The organism is Aggregatibacter aphrophilus ATCC 33389 (genome assembly GCF_900636915.1).
Taxonomy (GTDB): domain Bacteria; phylum Pseudomonadota; class Gammaproteobacteria; order Enterobacterales; family Pasteurellaceae; genus Aggregatibacter; species Aggregatibacter aphrophilus.
This window is the reverse complement of sequence record NZ_LR134327.1, coordinates 70073-94806: the sequence shown is the minus strand read 5'-3', so window position 1 is coordinate 94806 and position 24734 is coordinate 70073. Positions and strand designations below refer to the sequence as shown.

General features: G+C 42.6%; 21 protein-coding genes. 10 read left to right on the top strand and 11 right to left on the bottom strand.

The window, feature by feature from the left end:
- Positions 1–51: 51 nt before the first annotated feature.
- Complete coding sequence (lexA, locus tag EL144_RS00500; RefSeq protein WP_005704761.1) at positions 52–678, bottom strand: transcriptional repressor LexA; 627 nt, start codon at positions 676–678, stop codon at positions 52–54.
- A gap of 210 nt (positions 679–888) precedes the next feature.
- Between lexA and plsB the strand changes: the two genes are divergently transcribed.
- On the top strand, positions 889–3330 hold the full coding sequence (plsB, locus tag EL144_RS00495; protein ID WP_005704760.1) for a glycerol-3-phosphate 1-O-acyltransferase PlsB: 2442 nt from the start codon (positions 889–891) through the stop codon (positions 3328–3330).
- A 59-nt stretch (positions 3331–3389) separates the two neighbouring features.
- On the opposite strand, the gene EL144_RS00490 is transcribed toward plsB, so the two are convergent.
- Together EL144_RS00490 and ffh are read right to left on the bottom strand one after the other, a co-directional pair.
- Positions 3390–4091: a hypothetical protein gene (locus tag EL144_RS00490; RefSeq protein ID WP_050332925.1), complete on the bottom strand. Its 702-nt coding sequence runs from the start codon at positions 4089–4091 to the stop codon at positions 3390–3392.
- 86 nt (positions 4092–4177) lie between these two features.
- The gene (ffh, locus tag EL144_RS00485; RefSeq protein WP_005704757.1) at positions 4178–5557 is read right to left on the bottom strand and encodes a signal recognition particle protein; all 1380 of its coding nucleotides are present in this window, start codon (positions 5555–5557) and stop codon (positions 4178–4180) included.
- Between the two features lie 154 nt (positions 5558–5711).
- On the opposite strand from ffh, the gene EL144_RS00480 reads away from it, so the two are divergent.
- The 5 genes from EL144_RS00480 to EL144_RS00460 all read left to right on the top strand — a co-directional run bounded on the left by EL144_RS00480 (position 5712) and on the right by EL144_RS00460 (position 9748).
- Positions 5712–6506 carry a cytochrome C assembly family protein gene (locus EL144_RS00480; RefSeq protein WP_012771754.1) on the top strand — a complete coding sequence of 265 codons (795 nt, stop codon included), beginning with the start codon at positions 5712–5714 and terminating at the stop codon, positions 6504–6506.
- A gap of 75 nt (positions 6507–6581) precedes the next feature.
- Positions 6582–7844 (top strand): HlyC/CorC family transporter, encoded by a 1263-nt coding sequence (locus EL144_RS00475; RefSeq protein WP_032995367.1) that lies wholly within the window; start codon positions 6582–6584, stop codon positions 7842–7844.
- 184 nt (positions 7845–8028) lie between these two features.
- On the top strand, positions 8029–8499 hold the full coding sequence (gene exbB / locus EL144_RS00470; protein WP_005704752.1) for a TonB-system energizer ExbB: 471 nt from the start codon (positions 8029–8031) through the stop codon (positions 8497–8499).
- Positions 8500–8502: 3 nt separating this feature from the next.
- Positions 8503–8979: a TonB system transport protein ExbD gene (exbD, locus tag EL144_RS00465; protein ID WP_005704751.1), complete on the top strand. Its 477-nt coding sequence runs from the start codon at positions 8503–8505 to the stop codon at positions 8977–8979.
- Between the two features lie 10 nt (positions 8980–8989).
- Positions 8990–9748: an energy transducer TonB gene (locus EL144_RS00460; RefSeq protein ID WP_005704749.1), complete on the top strand. Its 759-nt coding sequence runs from the start codon at positions 8990–8992 to the stop codon at positions 9746–9748.
- A gap of 99 nt (positions 9749–9847) precedes the next feature.
- On the opposite strand, the gene EL144_RS00455 is transcribed toward EL144_RS00460, so the two are convergent.
- A complete protein-coding gene (locus EL144_RS00455) occupies positions 9848–10621 on the bottom strand; it encodes a M48 family metallopeptidase (RefSeq protein WP_005704748.1) in 774 nt (257 codons plus the stop codon).
- A 77-nt stretch (positions 10622–10698) separates the two neighbouring features.
- A complete protein-coding gene (gene ppa / locus EL144_RS00450; protein WP_005702302.1) occupies positions 10699–11226 on the bottom strand; it encodes an inorganic diphosphatase in 528 nt (175 codons plus the stop codon).
- 154 nt (positions 11227–11380) lie between these two features.
- Between ppa and mtr the strand changes: the two genes are divergently transcribed.
- Together mtr and EL144_RS00440 are read left to right on the top strand one after the other, a co-directional pair.
- Positions 11381–12625 (top strand): tryptophan permease, encoded by a 1245-nt coding sequence (gene mtr, locus EL144_RS00445; RefSeq protein ID WP_005704747.1) that lies wholly within the window; start codon positions 11381–11383, stop codon positions 12623–12625.
- Between the two features lies 1 nt (position 12626).
- Positions 12627–13379, top strand: a complete 753-nt coding sequence (locus EL144_RS00440) for a class I SAM-dependent methyltransferase (RefSeq protein ID WP_005704745.1) — start codon at positions 12627–12629, stop codon at positions 13377–13379.
- Between the two features lie 181 nt (positions 13380–13560).
- Here EL144_RS00440 and leuD read toward each other — a convergent pair whose 3' ends face one another.
- The 6 genes from leuD to EL144_RS00410 all read right to left on the bottom strand — a co-directional run bounded on the left by leuD (position 13561) and on the right by EL144_RS00410 (position 22030).
- Entirely contained in the window at positions 13561–14169 is a 609-nt protein-coding gene (gene leuD, locus EL144_RS00435) for a 3-isopropylmalate dehydratase small subunit (RefSeq protein WP_005704743.1), read from the bottom strand.
- 10 nt (positions 14170–14179) lie between these two features.
- A complete protein-coding gene (gene leuC, locus EL144_RS00430) occupies positions 14180–15586 on the bottom strand; it encodes a 3-isopropylmalate dehydratase large subunit (protein ID WP_005704742.1) in 1407 nt (468 codons plus the stop codon).
- A 184-nt stretch (positions 15587–15770) separates the two neighbouring features.
- Positions 15771–16919 carry an IS4 family transposase gene (locus tag EL144_RS00425; protein ID WP_005704768.1) on the bottom strand — a complete coding sequence of 383 codons (1149 nt, stop codon included), beginning with the start codon at positions 16917–16919 and terminating at the stop codon, positions 15771–15773.
- A 90-nt stretch (positions 16920–17009) separates the two neighbouring features.
- On the bottom strand, positions 17010–18086 hold the full coding sequence (gene leuB / locus EL144_RS00420; protein WP_005702810.1) for a 3-isopropylmalate dehydrogenase: 1077 nt from the start codon (positions 18084–18086) through the stop codon (positions 17010–17012).
- Between the two features lie 104 nt (positions 18087–18190).
- Positions 18191–19738, bottom strand: a complete 1548-nt coding sequence (gene leuA / locus EL144_RS00415) for a 2-isopropylmalate synthase (protein ID WP_005702809.1) — start codon at positions 19736–19738, stop codon at positions 18191–18193.
- Positions 19739–20245: 507 nt separating this feature from the next.
- Positions 20246–22030: an ABC transporter ATP-binding protein/permease gene (locus EL144_RS00410; RefSeq protein WP_050332619.1), complete on the bottom strand. Its 1785-nt coding sequence runs from the start codon at positions 22028–22030 to the stop codon at positions 20246–20248.
- A 157-nt stretch (positions 22031–22187) separates the two neighbouring features.
- Between EL144_RS00410 and EL144_RS00405 the strand changes: the two genes are divergently transcribed.
- Positions 22188–23846, top strand: a complete 1659-nt coding sequence (locus EL144_RS00405) for a putative transporter (protein WP_005702806.1) — start codon at positions 22188–22190, stop codon at positions 23844–23846.
- A 158-nt stretch (positions 23847–24004) separates the two neighbouring features.
- Positions 24005–24718 (top strand): UMP kinase, encoded by a 714-nt coding sequence (gene pyrH / locus EL144_RS00400; RefSeq protein WP_005702312.1) that lies wholly within the window; start codon positions 24005–24007, stop codon positions 24716–24718.
- Positions 24719–24734: the final 16 nt, after the last annotated feature.

The window sequence follows — 24734 nt, the reverse complement described above, 5'->3', positions numbered from 1 at the left end:
CACTGAATCAGGGCTTTTGCAATAAAAGTGCGGTCATTTTTTTTAGTGTTTTTACATCCAAGCATTATTACGAATAATGCCTACTGCGATGCCCTCAATTTCAAAATGCGGACGTTGGGTCAAATCCACTACAATTGGTGCAAATTCTTCGTTTTCGGCGTGTAAGTAAATTATTGAACCCTTGCGTTCCAAGCGTTTTACCGTCACTTCATCTTCAATGCGGGCGACCACAACCTGACCGTTACGCACGTCTTTGGTGCTATGCACTGCCAATAAGTCGCCATCTAAAATACCGATGTCTTTCATGGATTGACCATAAACTTTTAGCAGAAAATCAGCCTGTGGTTTAAACATCGTAGGATCAACATGATAAGTGCCTTCAATATGTTGTTCCGCCAAAATCGGTTCACCGGCGGCTACACGACCAATTAATGGTAAGCCGGGTTCTTCTTCTACATTATTATCTTCCAATAAAAGACGAATGCCGCGCGATGCACCGGAAACAATTTCAATTACGCCTTTTTTAGCTAAGGCTTTCAAGTGTTCCTCTGCCGCATTAGGAGAGCGAAAACCCAGTTCTTTAGAAATCTCCGCTCGTGTCGGTGGCATGCCTGTAGTTTCCAGATGATGTTTAAGAAAATCATAGACTTCTTGCTGGCGGGCTGTTAGTGGTTTCATAATACCAATCCTGTTAATATATACATGAATAACTGGTATTATATACAGAAAATCTATGGGTGCAATCTTTTCTTGGGTGAAAGATAAAGCGAATGATTGCGTTATCTTAGAATTGTGCCGCAGGTCACTAATTCGGTGAAATTTTTATGCTAAACTAGCGTGAAATTGACAATCTGTCAGTGACATTACGTTATAACAAGGAAATTTATTATGTCTAGTTTTCTTAATGCTTATCGAAAATTGCTCGAATTACCATTATCGATTTTAGTAAAGAATAATCCGATTCCGCATAATCCTATTGAAGAGTTAGAGCTTAATATTACGCAACCTGTGGTTTATATGTTGCCGTACACCTCCGAAACCGACTTCGTTATTTTCCGTAAAAACTGTTTAAGCGTAGGTTTACCTGATCCTTTAGAAGACAATGAAATTAATGGTAGCATCTTGCCGCGTTTCGTATTTTTAGATGAAGGTCGGCGTTTTTTTAAATCGAAAGGCGCCAAGAAGGAAACCATAGCCGTTTTTAATAAATATTTAGAATTACACCGCACTTTGCCTGAATTAGACGTGCAAGTAATTCCTGTTTCCGTCTTATGGGGGCGTGCACCGGGGCATGAAGATAAATCCAAGTTGCCGAATTTACGGTTATTAAATGGTTTGCAAAAAACCGCTGCAGCGCTTTGGTTTGGGCGGGATACTTTTGTACGCTTTTCACAGGCGGTTTCTTTACGTTATATGACGCGCGAACATGGTTTTGATCAGAAAATCGCACAGAAATTGGCTCGTGTTGCTAAAATTCACTTTGCCAAACAACGGATTTCTGCGACCGGCCCACGCTTACCGAACCGTCAGGCTATGTTTAATAAATTGTTGCAATTGCCGGTCATTTTAGCCGCCATTGAGGATGAGGCAAAAAGTAAGAACATAAGTAAAGAAAAGGCGCGTAAAGAGGCCGAAAAAATTTTGGATGAAATTGCCGCGAACGTGAGTTATGAAGGTTTACGCGTGGCAGATCGTTTTCTACGTTGGTTATGGAATAAACTTTATCAAGGGATTAATGTGGAAAATGCCGATCGCGTGCGTAAACTCGCGTTAGAAGGTCACGAAATCGTGTATGTGCCTTGCCATCGTAGCCATATCGATTACTTGTTACTTTCCTATGTTTTGTATCACCAAGGCCTAGTGCCACCGCATATTGCTGCAGGAATTAACCTTAATTTCTGGCCGGTAGGAGGGATGTTCCGCCGTGGTGGTGCGTTCTTTATTCGTCGTACCTTTAAAGGAAATCGTCTGTATTCCACGATTTTCCGTGAATATTTGGCAGAATTGTTCCATCGTGGTTATTCCGTGGAATATTTTATTGAAGGTGGACGTTCCCGCACCGGTCGTTTATTGGCGCCGAAAACCGGCATGATGTCAATGACGTTACAGGCGTTGCAGCAACAGCAAAGTCGTTCGATTTCTGTCGTGCCTGTATATGTGGGCTATGAACACGTTTTAGAAGTCGACACTTATGCGAAAGAATTGCGTGGGGTGGCAAAAGAAAAAGAAAACGCCGGTTTAGTGTTGCGCGTGATCAAAAAATTACGCAATTTAGGTAAAGGTTATGTGAACTTCGGCGAACCGATTATTTTAAGTAATTACTTAAATCAACATTTCCCGGAATGGAAAGAGCCTTTGGAAGATCGTCCGCAATGGTTTAATAAGGCTGTAGATGCCGTGTCTCATCAAGTTATGGTGAATATTAATAAAGCGGCAGCAGTGAATGCGATGAATCTTACCGGAACGGCGTTGTTATCCTCCCGTCAACGTGCGTTGTCTCGTGAACAATTATTAGAGCAACTTGCCAGTTATCAACAATTCTTGCAAAACGTGCCGTATTCTGATGATGTGGTGATCCCGACGGAACAACCGGAAATTATGCTTGATCATGTATTAAGTCTAGATCGTGTTGGCATCTTATTGGAAAAAGACAATTTTGGTGAAATCGTGCGTTTAGAACGTTCTTCGGCTGTGTTGATGACCTATTACCGCAATAATATTCAGCATCTATTCGTGTTACCATCCTTGGTGGCAAGCATTGTTCTGCATTATGAAGCTATTCAAAAAGATTTAGTGTTGGATGGTGTGTTGAAAATCTATCCGTTTTTGCGTAGCGAATTATTCCTGCATTTTAATGAAGAGGGGCAAATCGCTGAGCGAGTAGAGCATATTATTCAAGAATTTCAACGTCAAAACATTATTAAGCACAGTGAAAATATGCTGACTATCAACAAGCCGAATATTCGGATGTTGCAACTTTGGTCGGCCGGCGTGCGTGAAATTCTGCAACGCTATTACATTACCGTCAATTTATTGCAAAATAACCCATTGATTTCCCGTGCGAATTTGGAAAAAGAGAGTCAGTCTGTGGCACAGCGTTTGTCTGTGTTACATGGTATCAACGCACCGGAATTCTTTGATAAAGCAGTTTTCTCTGCATTTACCAATAGCTTAAAAGAACAAGGTTATTTCAATGAAAGTGGCACAGCCAATACGGAAAAACTATACGAATTGGCCAGTATTTTAACCCACTTAATTTCCACCGAAATTTGCCTAACCATTAATGGTGCGGTGGCAAAAGTGGAAGAGCATGAACACGACGAGAATTAGTTAAATAAAAAGTGCGGTCATCTTGAAAAACGTTTTTTAAAATGACCGCACTTTGTTTTTTAGCGACAAATAATGTTAGTAAAGAGCGTTGCTTTTTCTTTTAAGTTAGCTAATCCTAATTGTTGTCCGTGCTTTGCTTCATGCTTGTTGCTTTCGGAAATAAAGGACTGGCTACCCGTCATTAGAGGTTTATAATTCACATCCTTAATATCATGCTTGGAAATCGTGGCGCTTAATAAACTCGTGTAATAGTTATTATAGTCTTGGTAATAATTGCTTGCCATTTTAACTTTTACCCCATTTTTGCCATTAAAATCAGCACACATGGATTTATTTGCCGTAAATTCGGCGTGAGCAAGTCGTCCTTTTCCAAACTCATAGAAATCGATTTTTTTCGCTTTTGCAAGTTTCTTTATATCTTCTTTTTGGTGTGGGTTTAAACTTTTAGCGTTTTCTGTTCCAAAATATATTGCCATATTATTGGCGTGAGCATCGTAAATATAATACAGATTCCCAATTAAATCTTCCTGGTCTTTAGCGCTTTTTCGATAAGCTCTACCCACGCTATCTGCACGAGCTTCATTTGGATGAGATTGCTCATATGCAGTCTCTGTACTAATAAAAGAGATATATTGAGTAGATTGATCAATATCTTTATAAGGGCGCCAATCTGGAGAACCATTACCCAAACCTAGTTCATTCATTGAGCAAGCGGTTAGTGATAATGTAGCACCTAATAATAAGAGATTTTTCGTTTTCATTTGCTTTTCCTCATTATGTTAAAGGGCTTCGATAGTAAAAGTGCGGTTAAAAATTCCTTCGTTTTTAACCGCACTTTATTATTTTTCTAACGTCTAAACATTCCGCCTAATCCGCCGAGCCCGCCGCCCATTAAGCCTTGCATGCCGCGCATCATTTTCGCTATGCCGCCTTTACGCATTTTCTTCATCATGCGTTGCATTTCGTCAAATTGTTTGAGCAACTTGTTCACATCTTGCACCTGCGTGCCGGAACCAAGGGCGATGCGACGGCGGCGGGAGCCTTTGATGATGTCCGGATTAGCGCGTTCTTTTAAGGTCATGGAATTGATGATGGCTTCCAGTTTGTTGAACATTTTGTCATCTACCTGATTTTTCACATGATCCGGCAGATTTTTCGCACCCGGCAATTTTTCTAGCATGGACATCATGCCGCCCATTTTTTTCATTTCGCGTAATTGTTCACGGAAATCTTCTAAAGTGAAATCGTCCCCTTTCTTGAATTTTTGCGCCATTTTTTCCGCTTTTTCGCGGTCAACGGAACGCTCTAAATCTTCAATTAAGGAAAGCACATCGCCCATGCCGAGAATACGCGATGCTACGCGATCCGGGTGGAACGGCTCTAACGCATCGGTTTTTTCACCGACCCCGAGGAATTTAATCGGCTTGCCGGTGATTTGACGAATAGACAACGCTGCACCGCCACGGGCATCACCGTCCACTTTGGTAAGAATAACACCACTAAGTGGCAATGCTTCATTGAAGGCTTTTGCGGTATTCGCCGCATCCTGACCGGTCATGGCATCCACGGTGAATAGCGTTTCAATTGGGTTTAACGCGGCATGAATCTGTTTGATTTCATTCATCATTTCACCGTCAACGTGTAAACGACCGGCGGTATCCACAATAAGCACGTCGTAGAATTTTAATTTGGCTTCCGCCAATGCCGTTTTGGCAATATCCACCGGGTTTTGTTTCACATCGGATGGGAAGAAATCCACGTTAACCGCTTGGGCAAGGGTTTCTAATTGTTTGATCGCTGCAGGGCGATAAACGTCGGCAGACACCACAAGCACTTTTTTCTTATGACGTTCACGCAGGAATTTGGCTAGTTTACCCACGCTGGTGGTTTTCCCCGCCCCTTGCAGACCGGCCAGTAAAATCACGGCAGGTGGTTGGGTCGCAAGATTTAGGCTTTCGTTCGCCTCACCCATCGCCGCTTCTAATTCGGCTTGTACGATTTTGACGAACTCTTGTCCCGGCGTGAGGCTTTTATTTACTTCCACGCCAATAGCGCGTTCTTTTACTTTATTGATGAAATCACGCACGACCGGTAGCGCCACATCGGCTTCCAGTAATGCCATGCGCACTTCGCGTAGGGTGTCTTTGATGTTATCTTCGGTTAAACGCCCACGTCCGCTGATGTTACGTAACGTTTTGGCTAGGCGATCGGATAAATTTTCAAACATGTGGATTCCTGTATTGTCTCGGAAGGGAAAATGCGGTTAAAAATTGCTGTCATTATACTGAAATTCCGCGTATTTTCACGCGCGAAATAAATTTATAGCGATTTTAACGGGATATGGCTAGAATAAACGTCTCAATGTAAACAGGGAAATAATTATGTGGTTTGCCATTTTATCTATTGCGTTTTATTTATTCAGTGTGTTGTTAATTGCGCCGATCTTGTTAAATGCACAAGTAGGTGATGGGCAAACGAAACCGAAAAAAACACTTTTTTTTCTGACCGCACTTTGCGCCATTATTTTCCATGTCATGAGTACGTTTCCTTTATTGCAGGATTTGGCTGCTAGGCAAACATTCAGCATTATGGAAGTGGCCTCTTTAATGAGCGTGATGATCGCCGCCCTTGCCACTGTTGCCATGTTGCAGGTGAATACCATGTGGTTTGTATTGCCTATTGTGTATTGCTTTTCCATTATTAATTTAATTTATGCTACTTTCCTGCCAAGTCATATTATTCAGTTATTGAGTCAAAACGATTTTCTGCTATTTCACATCGGCTTATCCATTTTTGCTTATGCGGTGTGTGCTATTGCAACCTTATATGCTATTCAGTTGGTATGGATTGATCGTCATTTAAAAGCCAAGAAACCCCATTTTTCACCGATGATGCCGCCGTTAATGACAGTAGAACGCCATTTTTTCCGTTTATTAGTGAGTGGTGAAGTTTTACTTACCATGACTTTAATTTCAGGTACTTACCACCTTATGCAGGCGATAACACCGGATAATATTCACAAAGGTGCGTTTTCTTTGCTTGGTTGGCTTGTTTTTGGTCTGGCGATTTGGGGCTATAAGCAATACCGTTGGCGTGGAAAAAAGATGATTATTTATGCTATTTCGGGTATGATTTTGCTGACTATTGCTTACTTCGGTAGTCGCTTGATTGTGTAAAATCAATGGATGAGAGAAAAGTGCGGTAAAAATTGGCCGCATTTTTTTATTTTTAATACATATAAGGATTTCACTTTGGACAGTATTTCCCTTAGTACGTTATTTATTATTCTAATCATTTGCTTAGTGCTTTCAGCTTACTTCTCCGGTTCGGAAACCGGTTTGCTTTCCTTAAATAAATACCGTTTGCGCTTTCTTGCCACGCAAGGCAACAAAGGAGCGCAAAAAGCCGAAAAACTGCTACACAAACCCGATACCTTACTTAGTTTTATTCTTATTTTTAATAATCTCGTGAATATCAGCGCTTCCGCCATTGCAACGGTGATCGGTATGCGTTTATATGGCGATGCCGGGGTTGCCATTGCGACCGGCGCATTGACTTTCGTGATGTTGATCTTTTCCGAAATTTTCCCGAAAACCGTGGCTGCAATGCACCCTGAGAAGGTTGGATTGACCAGCAGTCACTTATTAATGCCGTTACTTAAAGTTTTTTCTCCTTTGGTTTGGTTAATGAATATTTTTACCAAATCTTTAATGCGTTTGGTGGGTTTAAAACCGGATCTGAAAAAACAGGTGATCAGCCGTGAAGAGTTGCGCAGTATTGTTTCCGAAGCGGGTGAGGCCACGCCGGATGAGCAACATCCGCAGATGTTATTATCGATTTTGGATATGGAAACCGTCACGGTGGATGACATCATGGTGCCACGTAATGAAATTGGTGGCATTGATATTGATGATGATTGGAAAGCGATTATGCGTCAACTAAATCATGCCGCCCATAACCGGATCGTGTTGTATAAAGTTAGCATGGACGAAAACGTGTTGGGCATTTTGCGGGTGCGCGAAGCCTACCGTTTGTTATTGGAAAAAAATGAATTTACCAAAGAGACCCTAATTCGTGCGGCAGACGAAGTGTATTTTATTCCGGAAGGTACCGCACTTAAGACTCAGTTGACCAATTTCCGCAATAAAAAAGAGCGTATTGGTTTGGTTGTGGATGAATATGGCGATATTAAAGGGTTGGTAACCTTAGAGGATATTTTAGAAGAAATCGTCGGTGAATTTACCACTTCGAATGCACCTACGCTCGAAGAAGAAGTCGTACCGCAATCAGACGGCTCCATTATTATTGAGGGTTCTACCAACTTGCGTGATTTAAACAAAATGTTTGATTGGAATTTGGATACGGAAGAAGCCCGTACATTTAATGGTCTGATTTTGGAACATTTGGAAGAAATCCCGCAGGAAGGCACGGTATGTGAGGTAAGTGGCTTGCAAGTCACCATTTTGGAAGTAAGCGATAATATGATTAAACAGGCTAAAGTTATTAAACTTTAATCTATGGCCCGAATTATACCTGCTTAAGTGATGATACTATTTCATCACTTTTTTGTGTGTAAGTTTTAATTTTTAAAGAAGCACAAATATTATAACAAAATGAGATTGATTATCAGTTGTAAAGAGGATATGATCTCCACCCTTTCTATTATTTTAAGAGTATATTTCACAAAGGAAAAAACAAATGCCGCAAATTTTTGACTTTCTACAAAAGTATAGTGATTACATTATTATTGGGTTATTACTTTTTATGAGCGTATTAATGCTCACTATGGTGATTGAGCGTTTTATTTTCTTAGCCCAAGTTAAAGTCAGCCAGTATTCCACTATTCATGCGCTTGAAATCGATTTAAACCGCAATCTCACTGTGGTTTCTACTGTGGGAGCCAACGCCCCTTATGTTGGTTTGTTGGGGACCGTTATCGGTATTCTTTTAACCTTCTATCAAATCGGTCAATCTGGTGGTGAAGTTGATGCCGGCGAAATCATGCTGCATTTATCTTTAGCCCTAAAAGCGACCGCACTTGGTATCTTGGTGGCAATCCCGTCAATGATTTTCTATAACGCGTTAGGACGTAAGGTTGAAGTCAACCGTTTGAAGTGGAAAGTGTTAAATTCTCAAAAAAATAAAGACGATAGCGAACATAAGGAATAGTCTGTGAAAAAGTTTGATGAAATCAACATTATCCCTTTCATTGATATTATGTTGGTGTTGTTGGCTATCGTGTTGATTACCGCCTCTTTTATTTCACAAGGTAAAATCCAAGTGAATGTGCCGAAAGCAAGTGCTTCTGTGGCGTTTAAATCGAGCGAGTTGGCAAAATTATTAACAGTGACAGCCAATGGTGAATTGTTTTTCAATGACAAACCGACTAATCTTGAAAGTTTGGAGACCGAAATTGCCGGTTGGGATAAAGCCCAAAAAGTGACCTTAAAAATTGATGCCGATGCCACTTTCCAAGATTTTGTTTCTGTAACGGATTTATTGGCGAAAAACGACATTAAAGATGTGGCCATCGTAGCAACGAAAGATAAGGGCAGCGAAAAACCGAAAATCACTGATCCGCAGGCTCAAATATCAGTTGAACCTCAAGTGGCAAAACCTACAGAAAAATCCGCCGATGTCGGCAAGTAGGAGAATGTGAATGCAGAATGCAAAACGTTCACTCTTGAGTTTTCTGTTATCGGTTGTTATTCATGCCACCATTGTATTTTTGCTTTTTTGGAGCCACTTGAGTAAAACAGATACGAGCGCCAACAGTGCGGCCGGCGAAATTTCCACCAGCATGTCCATGGAGATGATTATGGCTATGGTGGAGGCCGAACCGCCTCTGGTGGAAGAAAAAGCACCGGAACCGGAAAAACAGGAAACCGTTGAAGATCCAACCGTAAAACCGGAACCGCCGAAGGTTGAAAAACCAAAAGAACCGGAAAAGCCGAAAGAAAAACCGAAAGAAAAACCTAAACAAAAGCCGAAAGAAAAACCGAAGGTCAAACCAAACCCGGACGTGCCGATCGGTGACAGAACCGTTGAATCCAATTCTTCGGTAAATTCCAAGGCAACGACAACAGGTCCGGCAACCACAACGAATCCAAACTTAGCAGGAAACGGTGTCGGTGGTAGTGAGCTTGATGCCTATCGTTCAGCCTTGCGTCGTGAAATTGAGAAACACAAACGTTATCCTGCCCGCGCAAAAATGATGCGTAAACAAGGTATTGTGACGGTTTCCTTCTCCATCGGTGCGGATGGTTCTATTAGTGGAGCCTCTATTGCGAAGAGTTCGGGCGCAGAAGATTTGGACAATGCAGCATTAAGTGCGGTTAATAGTGCCAGATCAATTGGTCCTCGTCCGGCGGGCATGGGGCCTTCTATTACCGTGCCGATCAGTTTCAAAATTAATTAGTTGCTGTTTAGCAATAAATAAAAAAGTGCGGTGACTTTTCGATGTGTTTTAATATTCTCTCGAAAAAGTCACCGCACTTTTGTTGTTTAATTAGCTCACTTATTTGCTTTTGCTTTGTTTATACAATGCGATAGCTTCCGGCATTAAACGCAATAAGTTTTCCTGACGATCTTTATCGCTCGGGTGAGTTGAGCTTAATTTGTCTAGGATGCCTTGTGAGCCGGTAGAGGCTTTTTGCATTTTGTCCCATAATCCCGGTGCGGCTTCAGGGTTATAACCGGATTTCGCCATTAAGAATAACCCCACTTCGTCGGCCTCGGTTTCCGCGCTACGGGAATAAGGTTTGTCCAAGCCCCAGTCTTTGGCTAAACCCACCACCATGGAACTGCCGTCAGCACCGATTTTAGTCGCCAATACTTCTTTTGCAACGCCGGCAATAACATCGGTAAATTGGCCGACGTTTGCTTTTTTCTTACCATGTTCTTTTAAAGCATGCGCCATTTCATGACCCATGACGGTGGCAATTTCGTCATCGGTTAAACGTAAGTTATCAACCAAACCGGTATAAAATGCCATTTTACCGCCAGGCATTGCCCAAGCATTCAGTTCTTTGGATTTAATCACTTCGATTTGCCAATTAAACGGCTGACCCGTGTGATTTTCCGCATTTGCATAAGGCACCATTTTGTTGAAAATTTTATGTACCCGTTGGGCTGTTTGAGATTGGGTATCCAGTTGGCCTTTCGCTTGTGCTTCGCTGATCATTTGGCGATAGCCCATGGCCGCTTGCTGGTTAATTGAAGCGGAATCGGCGCAGGCAGTTAAAATACCGATGATGGAAATGCATGCTAAGGTTTTACTAAATTTGAACATAGAGTTTTCCTTCGTGAATTTGTGTGTAAAAAAGACCGCACTTTTTAACGGTGCGGTCTGTGTCTTTATCGTTTTAATTATTTTTTCGCACGTTCAAATGAATCAAGGATTTCTTTGCGCGCTGCGTCAACGCCTTCCCATCCTTCGACTTTCACCCATTTGCCGGCTTCTAAGGCTTTGTAGCTTTCAAAGAAGTGTTGGATTTGTGCTTTGAGTAATTCCGGTAAATCGCCCACGTCTTTGATGTGGTCGTATTCTTTGCTTAATTTGGTGTGTGGAACGGCAACCACTTTTGCATCACCACCGGCTTCATCGGTCATTTTCAACACGCCCACAGGACGGCAACGAATGACGGAACCCGGTTGCAACGGATACGGTGTTGGGACTAATACGTCAACAGGGTCGCCGTCAGAAGATAAGGTGTTGTTTACATAACCGTAGTTTGCCGGATAGAACATGGCAGTTGCCATAAAACGGTCGACAAATAATGTGCCGGTTTCTTTGTCTACTTCATATTTGATTGGATCTGAGTTTGCAGGGATTTCAATGACAACATAGATATCATCTGGTAATTCTTTACCTGCTGGTACGCTTTCTAAGCCCATTTGTTATTCCTTCTTGTGAGTTAAATAAACGTCGTAATTATAGCCGTAATTGGCTTCATTTGTCGAGTTGAGGGGACGTTGCGTGATAAAATGCGGTTGTCTTTTATAGTTGTACTATTATAATAGTCCAAATTTTTTACTAAAGGATATTACAATGACAATGCAAAAACGCCCTTCATTACTCGGTGGCGCCATGATTATCGCTGGTACAGCTATCGGTGCCGGTATGCTTGCCAACCCAACTTCTACTGCCGGTATTTGGTTTTTCGGTTCTATTGCGATTCTTATTTATACCTGGTTTTGTATGACCACCTCGGGCTTAATGATTTTAGAAGCCAATTTGCATTATCCGACCGGCGCCAGTTTCGATACGATTGTGACCGATTTATTAGGCAAAGGCTGGAACGTCATTAATGGTTTGTCTGTCGCCTTTGTACTGTACATTTTAACGTATGCCTACATCACTTCTGGCGGCAGCATTACGGAAAGTTTCCTAAATCAATTAGGTGAAAACGTGGAAGTAGGACGCAGTGTAGGTTCCTTGGTTTTCTGTTTTGTTTTAGCAGCGTTTGTGTGGTTTTCTACCAAGGCTGTTGATCGCTTCAGTACAGTATTAATAGGAGGAATGATTATTTCCTTCTTTCTTTCTACTTCAGGTTTATTAAGCTCTGCCAAAATGGATGTTTTATTAAATACTGTTGCACAGGGCGAACAGCAATATTTACCTTATATATTGACCGCACTTCCGGTGTGTTTGGTGTCTTTTGGTTTCCACGGCAACGTACCGAGTTTGGTGAAATACTATGATCGTGACGGCAACCGCGTGATGAAATCTATTTTCCTTGGTACCGGTTTGGCGTTGATTATTTATATTTTGTGGCAGCTTGCCGTTCAAGGTAACTTACCGCGCGCCGAATTTGCGCCGGTCATCGCCAAAGGCGGTGACGTGGCGGCCTTATTAGAAGCCTTGAATAAATACATCCAAACCGATTATATCGGCATTGTTTTGAATTTCTTTGCCTATATGGCCATCGCCAGTTCTTTCCTTGGTGTAACCCTAGGCTTATTTGATTACATCGCTGACTTGTGTAAATTTGATGACAGCCGCTTAGGACGCACGAAAACGACATTAGTCACTTTCCTACCGCCGTTATTACTGAGCTTGCAATTCCCGTTCGGCTTCGTTATCGCCATCGGTTATGCAGGGCTAGCCGCCACGATTTGGGCAGCCATCGTGCCGGCGTTGTTGGCAAAAGCCAGCCGTAAAAAATTCCCGAATGCCACCTATCGCGTACACGGCGGTAACTTCATGGTGTATTTCGTGATTTTATTCGGGTTATTGAATATCTTCGCACAAGTGGCATTGCAGTTCGGTTGGATTGCCGACTTCAAAGGGTAATATGCAAGACAAGCAAAGCGTGTATGACAAGGACGGTTTTTTCGAACTGTATCAGAAACTGCGTAGCAACCCGAACAGCTTAAATGAAATCGTTGAAAAGCCCACCATGTTGGGCTTAGTCGGCGGCGTGTCAGGCAAGCGTATTTTAGATTTAGGCTGTGGTTGCGGAGAACACCTCAAGCTCTATTTAGAACGGGGCGCCGCATTTGTTGCCGGCATAGATTTGTCCCAAGCTATGTTGCAACAGGCGGCAAAAAATCTCGCAGAATTTCGACCGCACTTTTTACTGGAACAAGCCCCAATGGAACATCTGGAACGGTTAAACGAAAGCAATTTTGATGTCATCACCAGTTCCTTTGCTTTTCATTATGTGCAGGATTTCCCTGCTTTGTTAGCAAAAATTCATGACAAACTGGTGCCAAACGGGCAATTGATTTTCTCTCAAGAACATCCCATTGTGACTTGTTATCAAGGCGGCGAACGTTGGGAAAAAGACGCACAAAAACACCAACTCGCCTATCGGCTGAATTTCTATCGTGATGAAGGCGAACGCCAACGCAACTGGTTTAAACAACCTTTTACAACCTATCATCGCACCACGGCGACCATCATCAACAACTTGATTTCCGCCGGTTTTCACATTGAGCAAATGGCGGAGCCTATGCTCGCGGAACAACCGCAATGGCAGGATGAATTTAAAGATTTACAACATCGCCCGGTGTTATTGTTTGTTAAGGCAAGAAAAAATACATAAAGTGCGGTCAAAAAATCCAACAGATTTGAACGTTGGCTTTGCCAACGACCCCATCAGGGCGAACAATCGAACTTGATTCGATGGAGAGTCATTTTTGATGTGTTTTTTTATGAAAGAAGGCGGACAAATTGTCCGCCTTTTTACTTACGCAGAGAATATCTGCTTTCCGAGTAAGAAAAAGTTAACGCAAGAATGCCGGAATTTTACTTTCGTATTCTGCGATTTTGTCTTCGTGTTGAAGGGTTAAACCGATATTATCCAAGCCGTTTAACAAACAATGACGGCGGAATTCATCCAGTTCAAAGGTATAAACTTTGTCGCCTACGGTCACGGTCATGGTCATGGCTTCCAAGTCCACATGAATTGGCTTGCCTTCATTCGCCCACACCCATTGGAAGATTTCTTCCACTTCCTCTTCGCTTAAACGAATTGGTAACATGTGGTTGTTCAAACTGTTGTTATAGAAAATATCCGCAAAACTTGGTGCGATCATCACTTTGAAACCATAATCGGCAAGCGCCCAAGGGGCGTGTTCACGAGAAGAACCACAGCCGAGGTTTTTACGTGCTAATAAAATAGTCGCCCCCTGATATTGTAGGTAATTCAGCACAAATTCCGGATTCGGTTTGGTGCCTTCTACATCCAAATAACGCCATTCGTGGAATAAGTGTTTGCCGAAACCTACGCGGGTAATGGCTTGTAAAAATTGTTTTGGAATAATCGCATCTGTGTCCACATTCGCGGCATCCAATGGCACTACTAAGCCTGAAAGTTGTTTAAATCCTGCCATTTTCTGCTCCTTAATTTAATGTCACGTCACGAATATCAACGAATTTACCGAACATACCGGCAGCTGCCGCCATAGCCGGGCTTACTAAGTGAGTGCGACCGTTACGGCCTTGGCGACCTTCAAAGTTACGGTTCGAAGTGGAAGCACAACGTTCCCATTCACCTAAACGGTCATCGTTCATCCCTAAACACATGGAACAGCCCGGATTACGCCACTCGGCACCGGCTTCAATAAAGATTTTATCCAAGCCTTCTTTTTCCGCTTGTTCTTTTACTAAACTGGAGCCCGGCACCACTAAAATGCGTTTTACGTTATCGGCTTTTTTGCGTCCTTTCATCACCGCCGCCGCGCGTAAATCTTCGATACGGGCATTCGTGCAAGAGCCGATAAATACCTGATCTACAGGAATATCTTTTAAATCAGCGTTAGCGTCTAAGCCAATATAATTCAAGGCTTTTTCAGCAGAAGCGCGAGTGACGGGATCGGTCATTTCTGTTAGATTCGGCACTCGTTGGTCGATACCGATTACTTGCCCCGGGTTCGTGCCCCAAGTGACTTGCGGTGCAATATCTTTGGCGTCTAAGGTCACCACCGTGTCAAATTTCGCATCATCGTCAGATTTTAGGGTTTTCCAATAAGCGACAGCATCATCCCAATCCTTACCTTTCGGTGCATGTGGACGGCCTTTTAAGTATTCGAAAGTGGTTTCATCCGGTGCGATTAAGCCTGCTTTCGCGCCCATTTCGATTGCCATGTTGCACACCGTCATTCTGCCTTCCATGGAAAGGTCTCGAATAGCTTCACCACAGAACTCCACTACATGGCCTGTGCCGCCCGCCATAGTGGTTTTACCGATAATGGCAAGAATAATGTCTTTTGCTGTAATGCCAGGCGCCACTTTGCCGCGCACTTCAATTTTCATGCTTTTTGCACGGGCTTGTTTTAAGGTTTGTGTCGCTAACACGTGTTCTACTTCGGAGGTACCGATGCCAAATGCTAAAGCTCCGAAGGCTCCGTGGGTTGCCGTGTGGGAGTCACCGCAGACGATCGTCATACCTGGCAACGTTAAGCCTTGCTCAGGCCCCATCACATGCACGATGCCTTGCTCTTTTGTGGTCATGTCGAATAATTGAATACCGGTCGCTTTTGTGTTTTTGGCGAGCTCCAATACTTGAATTTTTGCTTGGCCTTCAAGTTTGTTCACATCGCGTACTTGAGTAGAAATACTGTGATCCATGGTACCGAAAGTTTTGCTTACTTGGCGCACTTGACGGCCTGCGACACGTAGCCCATCAAAAGCTTGCGGACTGGTTACTTCATGGATTAAATGACGGTTGATATACAAAATCGGCGTTTCGCCTTCGGCTTCGTACACCACATGGGCATCGAATAATTTTTCGTAAAGAGTTTTTGCCATAATTTTTCTCAATTCGTTAGAGTAGTAAGTGCGGTCAAATTTGACAGTGTTTTAAACCGCACTTTAATTGTTTTTAGGGCTGTACCAGATAACTAGACTCCGACATTGATGGCGGCGTCTCCTGACGCGTGCCCTAATTTTATTTATATAAGCACGCGTCGGGAGACCACAGCTGTTCGAAACCTTAACTTGGAACCCAAAGACGGTCAACCCCGCTTGGGTCTCCGCCACAAATTAAAACTATCTCTTTAATTAAAAGACTTTCAATTTCAATGGCTAATTTTAACTTCGCCATCTTATAACCGGATAAACCGTTCTCTTTCTTATAAACAATTAATAAAATCGCCGTAATTAACGTCATATACATCTCCACTTTCATGCCATTTTCATTACGTGAAAGTAAATGGCTGAAGTCTAAATGTTGCTTAATAAATTTGAAAAAAACTTCGATTTCCCAACGTCTCTTATATAACTCAGCTATTTCCGTTGCCGAATAATCCGCATGGTTTGTCAGAAAGTAAATCTCTTCATCCTTCTCTTTTAATCTCGCGATAATTAATCGAAAAATATGTCGGGTTTCTTTATTTTCCTTATTAAATAATCTGACATTATAATCCGATTGTATAACCATACTTGCCGTCTCCCGGATTTCTACCGGATTTTCACTCATGACCCGATAACGCGCTATCTCACGAATCCGGGTCACAAAGGTAAAATGTTTATCGGTAAATTCATCAAACGTATTTCTTGACTGAATTCCCATATCAAACAATAAGATATTATCCCGGCTCAACGGACATTCTACAATCAGCTCTTTGAGCGCAACATCTTCCGAGGAATAAACCCGTTGCGTAAACAGTTTTGATTTTACCGGTACGCTCGAAAACGCCACACTGAACTTGATTCCGTTTACTCCCTGATAGCTCCCCACTTTCATTCCCGTTTTTAATAACTTACTTGAAAGCGTCACGATTGTGGAATCAAAAGCGATAATGTTATCTTTCGGTTTTAAATAACTGTCACTATATCGACTTAATACTGACTCGAAAATTGCTTTAAAATAATCCGCATTAATGGTTCTTAATCGGTCGCCAATCGAATTATATTTTGCATGCTTTATCGGTTTATCAAATAATCCGGTAAAGGTCGGAGAACTGTAAAATTGCTCTAATGTTCTTAAGCTGTTATGTCGTACATTTAATGATGAAAATAGCAGTAAATAAAACATCACTTCACCGCTTAATTTTTTCACTTGACGGTCAACTTGATATTCCAATGCAAACATTCTTAACTGTTCTTTCGGAATATAGCTTAAGATTTCTCTGAGTTTCATCGCTCACCTCTCTCTGTTAATAAGGTGATTTTACCTTTTTCTCAGGTTTCGAACAGTTGTGGTCGGGAGACACGCGCTATCGATTGCGACTTAAATTGCATCAGCAATCAATGTACCCATTTCCGCCGTTGAAACAGGGGCAGCGTCATCGGCTAAATCGCCCGTACGGTGACCATTGGCTAAAACTTTTTGTACCGCATTTTCAATGGCATCCGCGGCTTCGTTTAAGTTGAAGCTGTAACGGAACATCATCGCCGCAGAAAGAATTTGTGCGATCGGGTTGGCAATGCCTTTGCCTGCGATATCCGGTGCAGAACCGCCAGCCGGTTCGTATAAGCCGAAACCTTCTTCATTTAAGCTAGCAGATGGCAACATGCCCATAGAACCTGTGATCATCGCTGCTTCATCAGAGATAATATCGCCGAAAATATTAGAGCAGAGGAGTACATCAAAAGACTCCGGTGCTTTGATGAGCTGCATGGTCGCATTGTCGATATAAATGTGATCTAGGGTGACTTCAGGGTAGCCTTTCGCCACTTCGGTCACGGTTTCACGCCATAAGATTGACGCTTGTAATACGTTCGCTTTATCCACAGAAGTAACGTGTTTACGACGTTTCATTGCCGCATCAAAAGCAGCACGTGCAATGCGCTCGATTTCATATTTGTAATAGACTTCGGTATCGAATGCTTTGGTTTGTGCGCCTTCACCTTCACGACCTTTAGGCTGACCGAAATAAATCCCGCCTGTTAATTCGCGTACAACCACCATATCAAACCCTTTTGCTGCAATATCTGCTCGTAACGGACAGAATTTTTCCAATCCTTTATAAAGAGTTGCCGGGCGAAGGTTACAGAATAATTTGAAGTGTTTACGCAATGGTAATAATGCACCGCGTTCAGGTTGTTGATCAGGTGGTAAATTTGTCCATTTAGGGCCGCCCACAGAACCAAACAAAATCGCATCGGCCTCTTCACAACCTTTTAAGGTTTCTGCAGGTAATGGGCAACCGCAATTATCGATTGCGGCACCACCCACATAAAACTCGTTAAAGTTAAGTTTGAAACCGAATTTTTCTTGGACTTTGTTTAATACTTTAATGGCTTCCGCCATGACTTCCGGACCGATACCGTCTCCCGGTAGAACTGCGATGTTGTATGATTGCATATTGAATTATCCTTTATTTGTTATTTAGTTGTAGGGACAGGCTTTATGCCTGTCCGATTACTCGTTAATATTGGACAGGCATAAAGCCTGTCCCTACGAAGGGATTAATGATGTTTATGATTCTTAATATTTGCTACCTTATGCGCCCGATAAATTGCATTGATGGCGTGCACTAAAGCAAGCGCGGAAGATTCAACGATGTCTGTCGCTAAACCAACACCATGGAATTTACGGCCTTCATGTTCAACCACGATATCCACCTGACCTAATGCTTCAGCGCCTTCACCTTTAGCGGTTAAGTTATAGTGAGACATTTTGATTTCTAAGCCGGTTAAGTTCAAGATAGCATTGTAAACCGCATCGACCGGGCCGTTACCACCAATTGATGAAGTGCTTAATTTCTTGCCATCTAATTCTACTTGAACAAAAGCAGTGGCTGGATATTCTTTAGTAGAGTGTGCAGAGAGTTTATCTAACACCAAACGATCTTCATCCCCTTGCTGCATATCAATGAACGCCAAAGCTTCCAAGTCATAATCGAACACTTGGCCTTTTTTGTCCGCCAATTTTAAGAAGGAATCGTACAATTTATCCAAATCGTAATCTTGTTCGGTGTAGCCCATGTCGGCCATGTGGCCTTTCACCGCAGCACGGCCGGAACGCGCGGTTAAGTTCAACTTCTCTTTTTTCAAGCCGATAGTTTCCGGTGACATGATTTCGTAGGTATTTTTGTTTTTCAACATACCGTCTTGGTGAATACCGGAAGAGTGTGCAAAAGCATTGGAACCTACAATCGCTTTATTAGGCTGAATTGGCATGTTGCAAAGCTGGCTGACCATTTGACTGACACGATGAATTTCTTGGGTATTAATTCGTGTGTCTACACCGAAGAGTGCCTGGCGAGTTTTAATCGCCATGACCACTTCTTCTAATGCAGTGTTGCCTGCACGTTCGCCGATGCCGTTGATGGTACATTCAATTTGGCGCGCGCCGTTTTGTACGGCGGTTAAAGAGTTGGCGGTCGCCATGCCTAAGTCGTTGTGGCAGTACACGGAAATAATGGCTTTGTCGATGTTTGGTACGCGGTTGCGTACTTGAGCGATGATGTTGCCGTACTCCATCGGTAAGCAGTAGCCCACAGTATCGGGAATGTTGACGGTAGTTGCGCCGGCGTTGATTGCCGCTTCCACAATGCGGCAGATATTGTCGATACCGGTTCTCCCTGCGTCCTCGCAGGAAAATTCCACATCATCAGTGTAGTTACGCGCGCGTTTCACTGCTGCCACCGCCATTTCAACCACATCGTCAAAGGTGCGTTTTAATTTGGCTTCAACGTGTAATGCGGAACTGGCAATAAAGGTGTGAATACGGAAAGCTTCCGCCACTTTTAAGGCTTCGTAGGCTGCATCAATGTCTTTATCTACCGCACGGGAAAGTGCCGCGACACGACTATTTTTGATATGGCGTGCGATAGTTTGTACGGATTCAAAATCCCCTTGTGAGGAAACAGGAAAACCCACTTCCATGACATCCACGCCTAAACGCTCTAAAGCAAGGGCAATTTGTAATTTTTCTTTTACGGTAAGGCTTGCTTTTAACGCTTGTTCCCCATCACGCAAGGTCGTATCAAAAATAATAACGCGATCTGTCATAACATTTTCCTTCTTTCAATCACTCAAAGTGCGGTCGTTTTTTACGGTATTTTTAAACAAAAAAACCCGCAAGTTAGAGTGCGGGTTTAAATCTTGAGGGTTTTACATTTGACTGTTTTTCATCCACAACTTAGCCGCACAAAGAATGTGAGAGCAGCAGGTTGAGGGATAAAGAAACAGAGTGAAACATGAAAAATCCTAGTTAAAAATCTATAGAACGCTCCACATATTACGGATTTAATTAAGCCTGTCAAATAATAAATCAGCATTTTCTCTCTGTTTTTGCTGATTTTTTGAAATTAAATCGGTATCAATGTTTGAAATTTTTCTTGTTTGAAGAGAAATGTTCTGATTTTGTTGCCTAATGCCAAATTTTATTCTGGCAGAAATTTATTTACTAAAAAGATCTACTTTTTTGGTTTAAGCCATAAAAAGTGCGGTGAGTTTTTCAAATGTTTTAAAGGCATCTGAAAACCCACCGCACTTTACAGTTGAGAGTCACAAAAGCTAATTAGCGTTTAACACCCAATCTCCATCTACGCGCAATTCCAGTTGCTGTTGATGCAATGGAATAAGGGTAGAGCGGTGCCCCACGCTGATAATCGTGGTGTTTGGCAATTTATCACGAATTAAGCGATACATAGCGTGTTCCATGCCTTCGTCCAAGCTGGCGCTGGCTTCATCAAGGAATGCGACTTTCGGTTTGTGTAATAACAAACGGGCAAAAGCCAAGCGTTGTTGTTCGCCAAGGGAAAGAATACGTGTCCAGTCTTGTTCCTGTTCTAAACGATCTTGTAAATGTGCCAATTGAACTTGTTCTAACACTTGCTTGATTTCGGCAAAATCGGCATTTTCGGTAGAGCCGGGATAATAGAGCGCCGTGAGCAGGTTGCCTTGTGGTAAATAAGGACGTTGTGACAAGAACAGGGTGTTGTGTTGCGGGCAGAAGATTTCCCCTTGCGCGTAAGACCATAAACCGGCCACGGTACGTAATAAGGTGGTTTTACCCACACCGGATTGCCCTTGAATCAGCAACGAATCTCCTTGCGGCAGAGTGAGGTTGAGATCGTTAATTAGTGTTTTACCAAGCGGCGATTTCACGCTGAGATGTTGGAAAATAACGTCCGTTGGGTGATCGGTAATATTGGTTTTGCTTTGTTTTTGTGCGGATTCCACACTGTAATGGAAGCCGGTTAAACGGTCTAAGGTTGCTTTGTATTCGGCAAAACTGTCGTAAGTGTTACGGAAGAAAGAGAGATTGGAGTGTAATTTGCCGAATACTTGCAAGGTTTGCATGAGATCGCCCAGTTTAATTTGTTTTTCAAAATAGCGACCTACTTGAATGAGTAACGGGAAAACGACCGAAATCTGACTAACTACCAAGTTGAATCCGGAAAACTTTAATGCCCGGAACACGATATCCCACATATTCTGGATTACTGCACGGAATTGTTTGTATAACAGGTTTTTTTCTACTTTTTCACCGGCGTAGAAAGCGACGCTTTCCGCATATTCTTTTACGCGGATTAAGGAATAACGATAATTCGCGTTTAATTTTTCGTTAGCGAAGTTAAGGCGAATTAACGGTTTACCAAGCCAGAAGGCAATAAGTGTGGTGAAAATGACATAAGCGAACACTAAATAGACCATTGCACGTGGAATTTCTACACCAAGCAAGGTCATTGGACCGGCCAAGCCCCATAATAAAATAGTGTAAGAAATCATGGAGGTTACTGCGTCAATGACGCCGGTGCTGAGGGAAAGCGTGGTTTTGACATAAGATTGTATGTCTTGTTGAATACGTTGATCCGGGTTGTCTAGATTGTTGCTCATGTATTGGCTTTTATAATAAGCACGCTTATCCATCCATTTTTCTAAGAGTTCTGTATTCAGCCATTCAATCCAGTTAATGGAAAAACGCTGGTTTAAATAATAACTGATTAACGCTGCTGTTACGGAAAAGCCTGCAATAAAACAGAATAAAATTATCTGCTTCCAAAACACGGCTTGGTTAAATTCCTGTAATGAAGTATACATATTGTTATACCAAGTGGAATGTACCAAGCTTAGACGTACGCTAAATAACGTCAGGGTAACGATCAATACAAAGAATAATAGCGGTTTGATACTACGTTTTGGCGAAAGGTAGCCACCGGCAAACGTCCAAAATTGTTTGCCCCAATTGGTAAAGCAGACTAATAGAAAAATGCCGAGACTGAAGAAAATAACGGTGAGCGCCAGAGTGCGGGCGATCCAAAGTGAAGATGTAATGATCTCTTGAGTGTAATCCATAAAGTATTCCGATAGACAAAAGTGCGGTTCATTTTAAAAAGATTTTCTCATTAGGCAAGGAAAAATGTGATAGAGGCAACATTTTTTAGGTTTTTCTCAGCAAGTTAAAAATCAACTTGTTATAATCTTTTCCAGTTAATTTTAAATTGAGGTAACTATGAGCGACATTGCAATTACGATCAGTTTGTTGGCATTGGTTGCAGTGATCGGTTTATGGATTGGTCACTGGAAGATCAAAGGCGTGGGATTCGGTGTCGGTGGCGTACTATTCGGTGGAATTATTGTGGCACATTTTACCAATCAGTACGGGCTAAAGTTGGATACGCATACGTTACATTTTGTGCAAGAATTCGGTTTGATCCTGTTTGTTTACACCATCGGGATTCAAGTGGGGCCGGGGTTTTTCTCTTCTTTGCGCCGTTCAGGGTTAAAACTGAACGGTTTTGCGTTTCTTATCGTATTGCTTGGGGGGATAACGGTAGTATTCATCCATAAATTGGCTAATGTGCCGCTAGATATTATTTTGGGGATTTATTCTGGTGCGGTCACCAATACGCCTTCCCTTGGGGCGGGACAACAAATTCTGTCTGAATTAGGTATGAACAGCACCACAGAAACCATGGGGATGGCTTACGCCATGGCTTACCCTTTTGGTATTTGCGGTATTTTGCTCTCCATGTGGTTGATACGTTTGTTCTTTAAGGTCAACGTTGATGAAGAGGAACGCAATTTTAAGCAAGAAAGTGGGCATGACAAAGAATCTTTGACCGCAATGGATATTAAAGTCACTAACAAGAATCTGGATGGCTTGTGTTTGATTGATGTGCCGGGATTTGGTACGGGAGATGTGGTATGTTCCCGTTTAAAACGAGGTGACAGCATTAGCGTACCGAAAGCTAACACGGAAATTTATTTAGATGACATTTTGCATTTGGTCGGCGAAATCAATGCCTTGAAAAAAATGCGTTTAATTGTCGGTGATGAAATGGATGTACCAACGTCCACGGTTGGCAGTGAAATTCGTGCTGAACGGGTGGTGGTAACCAGTGAAAAAGTCTTGGGTAAAAAAATTAAATCCTTGGGCATTCATCAAAGATACGGTGTAGTTATTTCCCGTTTAAACCGTGCCGGGGTGGAGTTGGTGCCTACCGCCAATACTACACTTCAATTCGGTGATGTTTTGCACATGGTTGGACCTACCGATGTCATGAACAATGCCATTTCCGTCATTGGTAATGCCGCGCAGAAATTGCAACAGGTACAAATGTTACCGGTATTTATCGGTATTGGTTTGGGTGTGCTGTTCGGTTCCATTCCTTTCTACATTCCCGGCTTCCCTGTGGCGTTAAAATTAGGTTTAGCAGGCGGACCGCTAGTCATTGCGTTAATTTTGGCGCGTATTGGTACCTTGGGCAAACTGTATTGGTTCATGCCGCCAAGTGCCAACCTTGCATTGCGTGAATTAGGTATTGTGCTGTTCTTGGCTGTGGTGGGGTTAAAATCCGGTGGCAGTTTCCTTGATACATTATTAAACGGTGACGGCTTAGAATGGATGGGCTACGGTGTGATTATCACTTTGGTACCATTGCTGGTTACTGGAATTATTGCCCGTTTATACAGCAAACTGAATTACCTGTCTCTGTGTGGCGTACTGGCCGGCTCTATGACCGATCCACCGGCGTTAGCTTTTGCCAATGCAATAAAAGAAGAAAATGGTGCGGCGGCATTGTCCTATGCCACGGTGTATCCGCTTGCCATGTTCTTGCGGATCATTTCACCTCAGTTATTAGCGTTGTTGCTGTGGAGTTTTGCTTAGTTAAAAAATGCTCCTAAAATCGACCGCACTTTACCTCGTCAATAATTTTGCCTCTGTAAAGTGCGGTCGTTTTTTAGATGATTTTCTGCCATTCGCTTCACAGCATAGGCAAGATCCAGTAGAATGAGCCAATTTTTGTTAACACAAAAGGGAAAAATATGAGCAAGCCGATTTATAAAAGAATTCTGTTAAAACTTAGTGGTGAAGCCTTGCAAGGCGACGAAGGATTCGGTATCGATCCTTCCATTTTGGATAGAATGGCGTTAGAAATTAAGGAGCTCATTGAAATGGGCGTGGAAGTTGGTGTTGTGTTAGGTGGCGGTAATTTATTCCGTGGCGCTAAACTTGCTAAAGCCGGTATGAACCGCGTGGTAGGTGACCATATGGGGATGTTGGCTACTGTGATGAACGGTTTGGCGATGCGGGACGCTCTTCACCGTGCCGATGTAAATGCAAAATTAATGTCCGCGTTCCAGTTAAATGGCATTTGCGATACTTACAACTGGTCAGAAGCCATCAAAATGTTGCGTGAAAAACGCGTCGTAATTTTCTCCGCGGGCACCGGCAGTCCTTTCTTTACTACAGACTCGGCTGCGTGTTTGCGCGGGATTGAAATTGAAGCGGACGTGGTGTTAAAGGCCACTAAAGTGGACGGTGTGTATGATTGCGATCCGGCTAAAAATGCTAATGCCAAACTGTATAAAAATTTAACCTATGCAGAAGTTATCGATAAAGAATTAAAAGTAATGGATTTAGCAGCCTTCACTCTTGCCCGCGACCACGGCTTGCCGATTCGGGTTTTCAATATGGGGAAACCGGGCGCATTACGCCAAGTGATTCTTGGTACCGATGAAGGCACCACAATTTGTTAAGCTGAATTTAGCGAGG

Bases quoted from the DNA above. Each gene is read 5' to 3' on its own strand.
- lexA (WP_005704761.1), bottom strand. From the start codon at position 678: ATGAAACCACTAACAGCCCGCCAGCAAGAAGTCTATGATTTTCTTAAA.
- plsB (WP_005704760.1), top strand. From the start codon at position 889: ATGTCTAGTTTTCTTAATGCTTATCGAAAATTGCTCGAATTACCATTA.
- EL144_RS00490 (WP_050332925.1), bottom strand. From the start codon at position 4,091: ATGAAAACGAAAAATCTCTTATTATTAGGTGCTACATTATCACTAACC.
- ffh (WP_005704757.1), bottom strand. From the start codon at position 5,557: ATGTTTGAAAATTTATCCGATCGCCTAGCCAAAACGTTACGTAACATC.
- EL144_RS00480 (WP_012771754.1), top strand. From the start codon at position 5,712: ATGTGGTTTGCCATTTTATCTATTGCGTTTTATTTATTCAGTGTGTTG.
- exbB (WP_005704752.1), top strand. From the start codon at position 8,029: ATGCCGCAAATTTTTGACTTTCTACAAAAGTATAGTGATTACATTATT.
- EL144_RS00460 (WP_005704749.1), top strand. From the start codon at position 8,990: ATGCAGAATGCAAAACGTTCACTCTTGAGTTTTCTGTTATCGGTTGTT.
- EL144_RS00455 (WP_005704748.1), bottom strand. From the start codon at position 10,621: ATGTTCAAATTTAGTAAAACCTTAGCATGCATTTCCATCATCGGTATT.
- ppa (WP_005702302.1), bottom strand. From the start codon at position 11,226: ATGGGCTTAGAAAGCGTACCAGCAGGTAAAGAATTACCAGATGATATC.
- mtr (WP_005704747.1), top strand. From the start codon at position 11,381: ATGACAATGCAAAAACGCCCTTCATTACTCGGTGGCGCCATGATTATC.
- EL144_RS00440 (WP_005704745.1), top strand. From the start codon at position 12,627: ATGCAAGACAAGCAAAGCGTGTATGACAAGGACGGTTTTTTCGAACTG.
- leuD (WP_005704743.1), bottom strand. From the start codon at position 14,169: ATGGCAGGATTTAAACAACTTTCAGGCTTAGTAGTGCCATTGGATGCC.
- leuC (WP_005704742.1), bottom strand. From the start codon at position 15,586: ATGGCAAAAACTCTTTACGAAAAATTATTCGATGCCCATGTGGTGTAC.
- EL144_RS00425 (WP_005704768.1), bottom strand. From the start codon at position 16,919: ATGAAACTCAGAGAAATCTTAAGCTATATTCCGAAAGAACAGTTAAGA.
- leuB (WP_005702810.1), bottom strand. From the start codon at position 18,086: ATGCAATCATACAACATCGCAGTTCTACCGGGAGACGGTATCGGTCCG.
- leuA (WP_005702809.1), bottom strand. From the start codon at position 19,738: ATGACAGATCGCGTTATTATTTTTGATACGACCTTGCGTGATGGGGAA.
- EL144_RS00410 (WP_050332619.1), bottom strand. From the start codon at position 22,030: ATGGATTACACTCAAGAGATCATTACATCTTCACTTTGGATCGCCCGC.
- EL144_RS00405 (WP_005702806.1), top strand. From the start codon at position 22,188: ATGAGCGACATTGCAATTACGATCAGTTTGTTGGCATTGGTTGCAGTG.
- pyrH (WP_005702312.1), top strand. From the start codon at position 24,005: ATGAGCAAGCCGATTTATAAAAGAATTCTGTTAAAACTTAGTGGTGAA.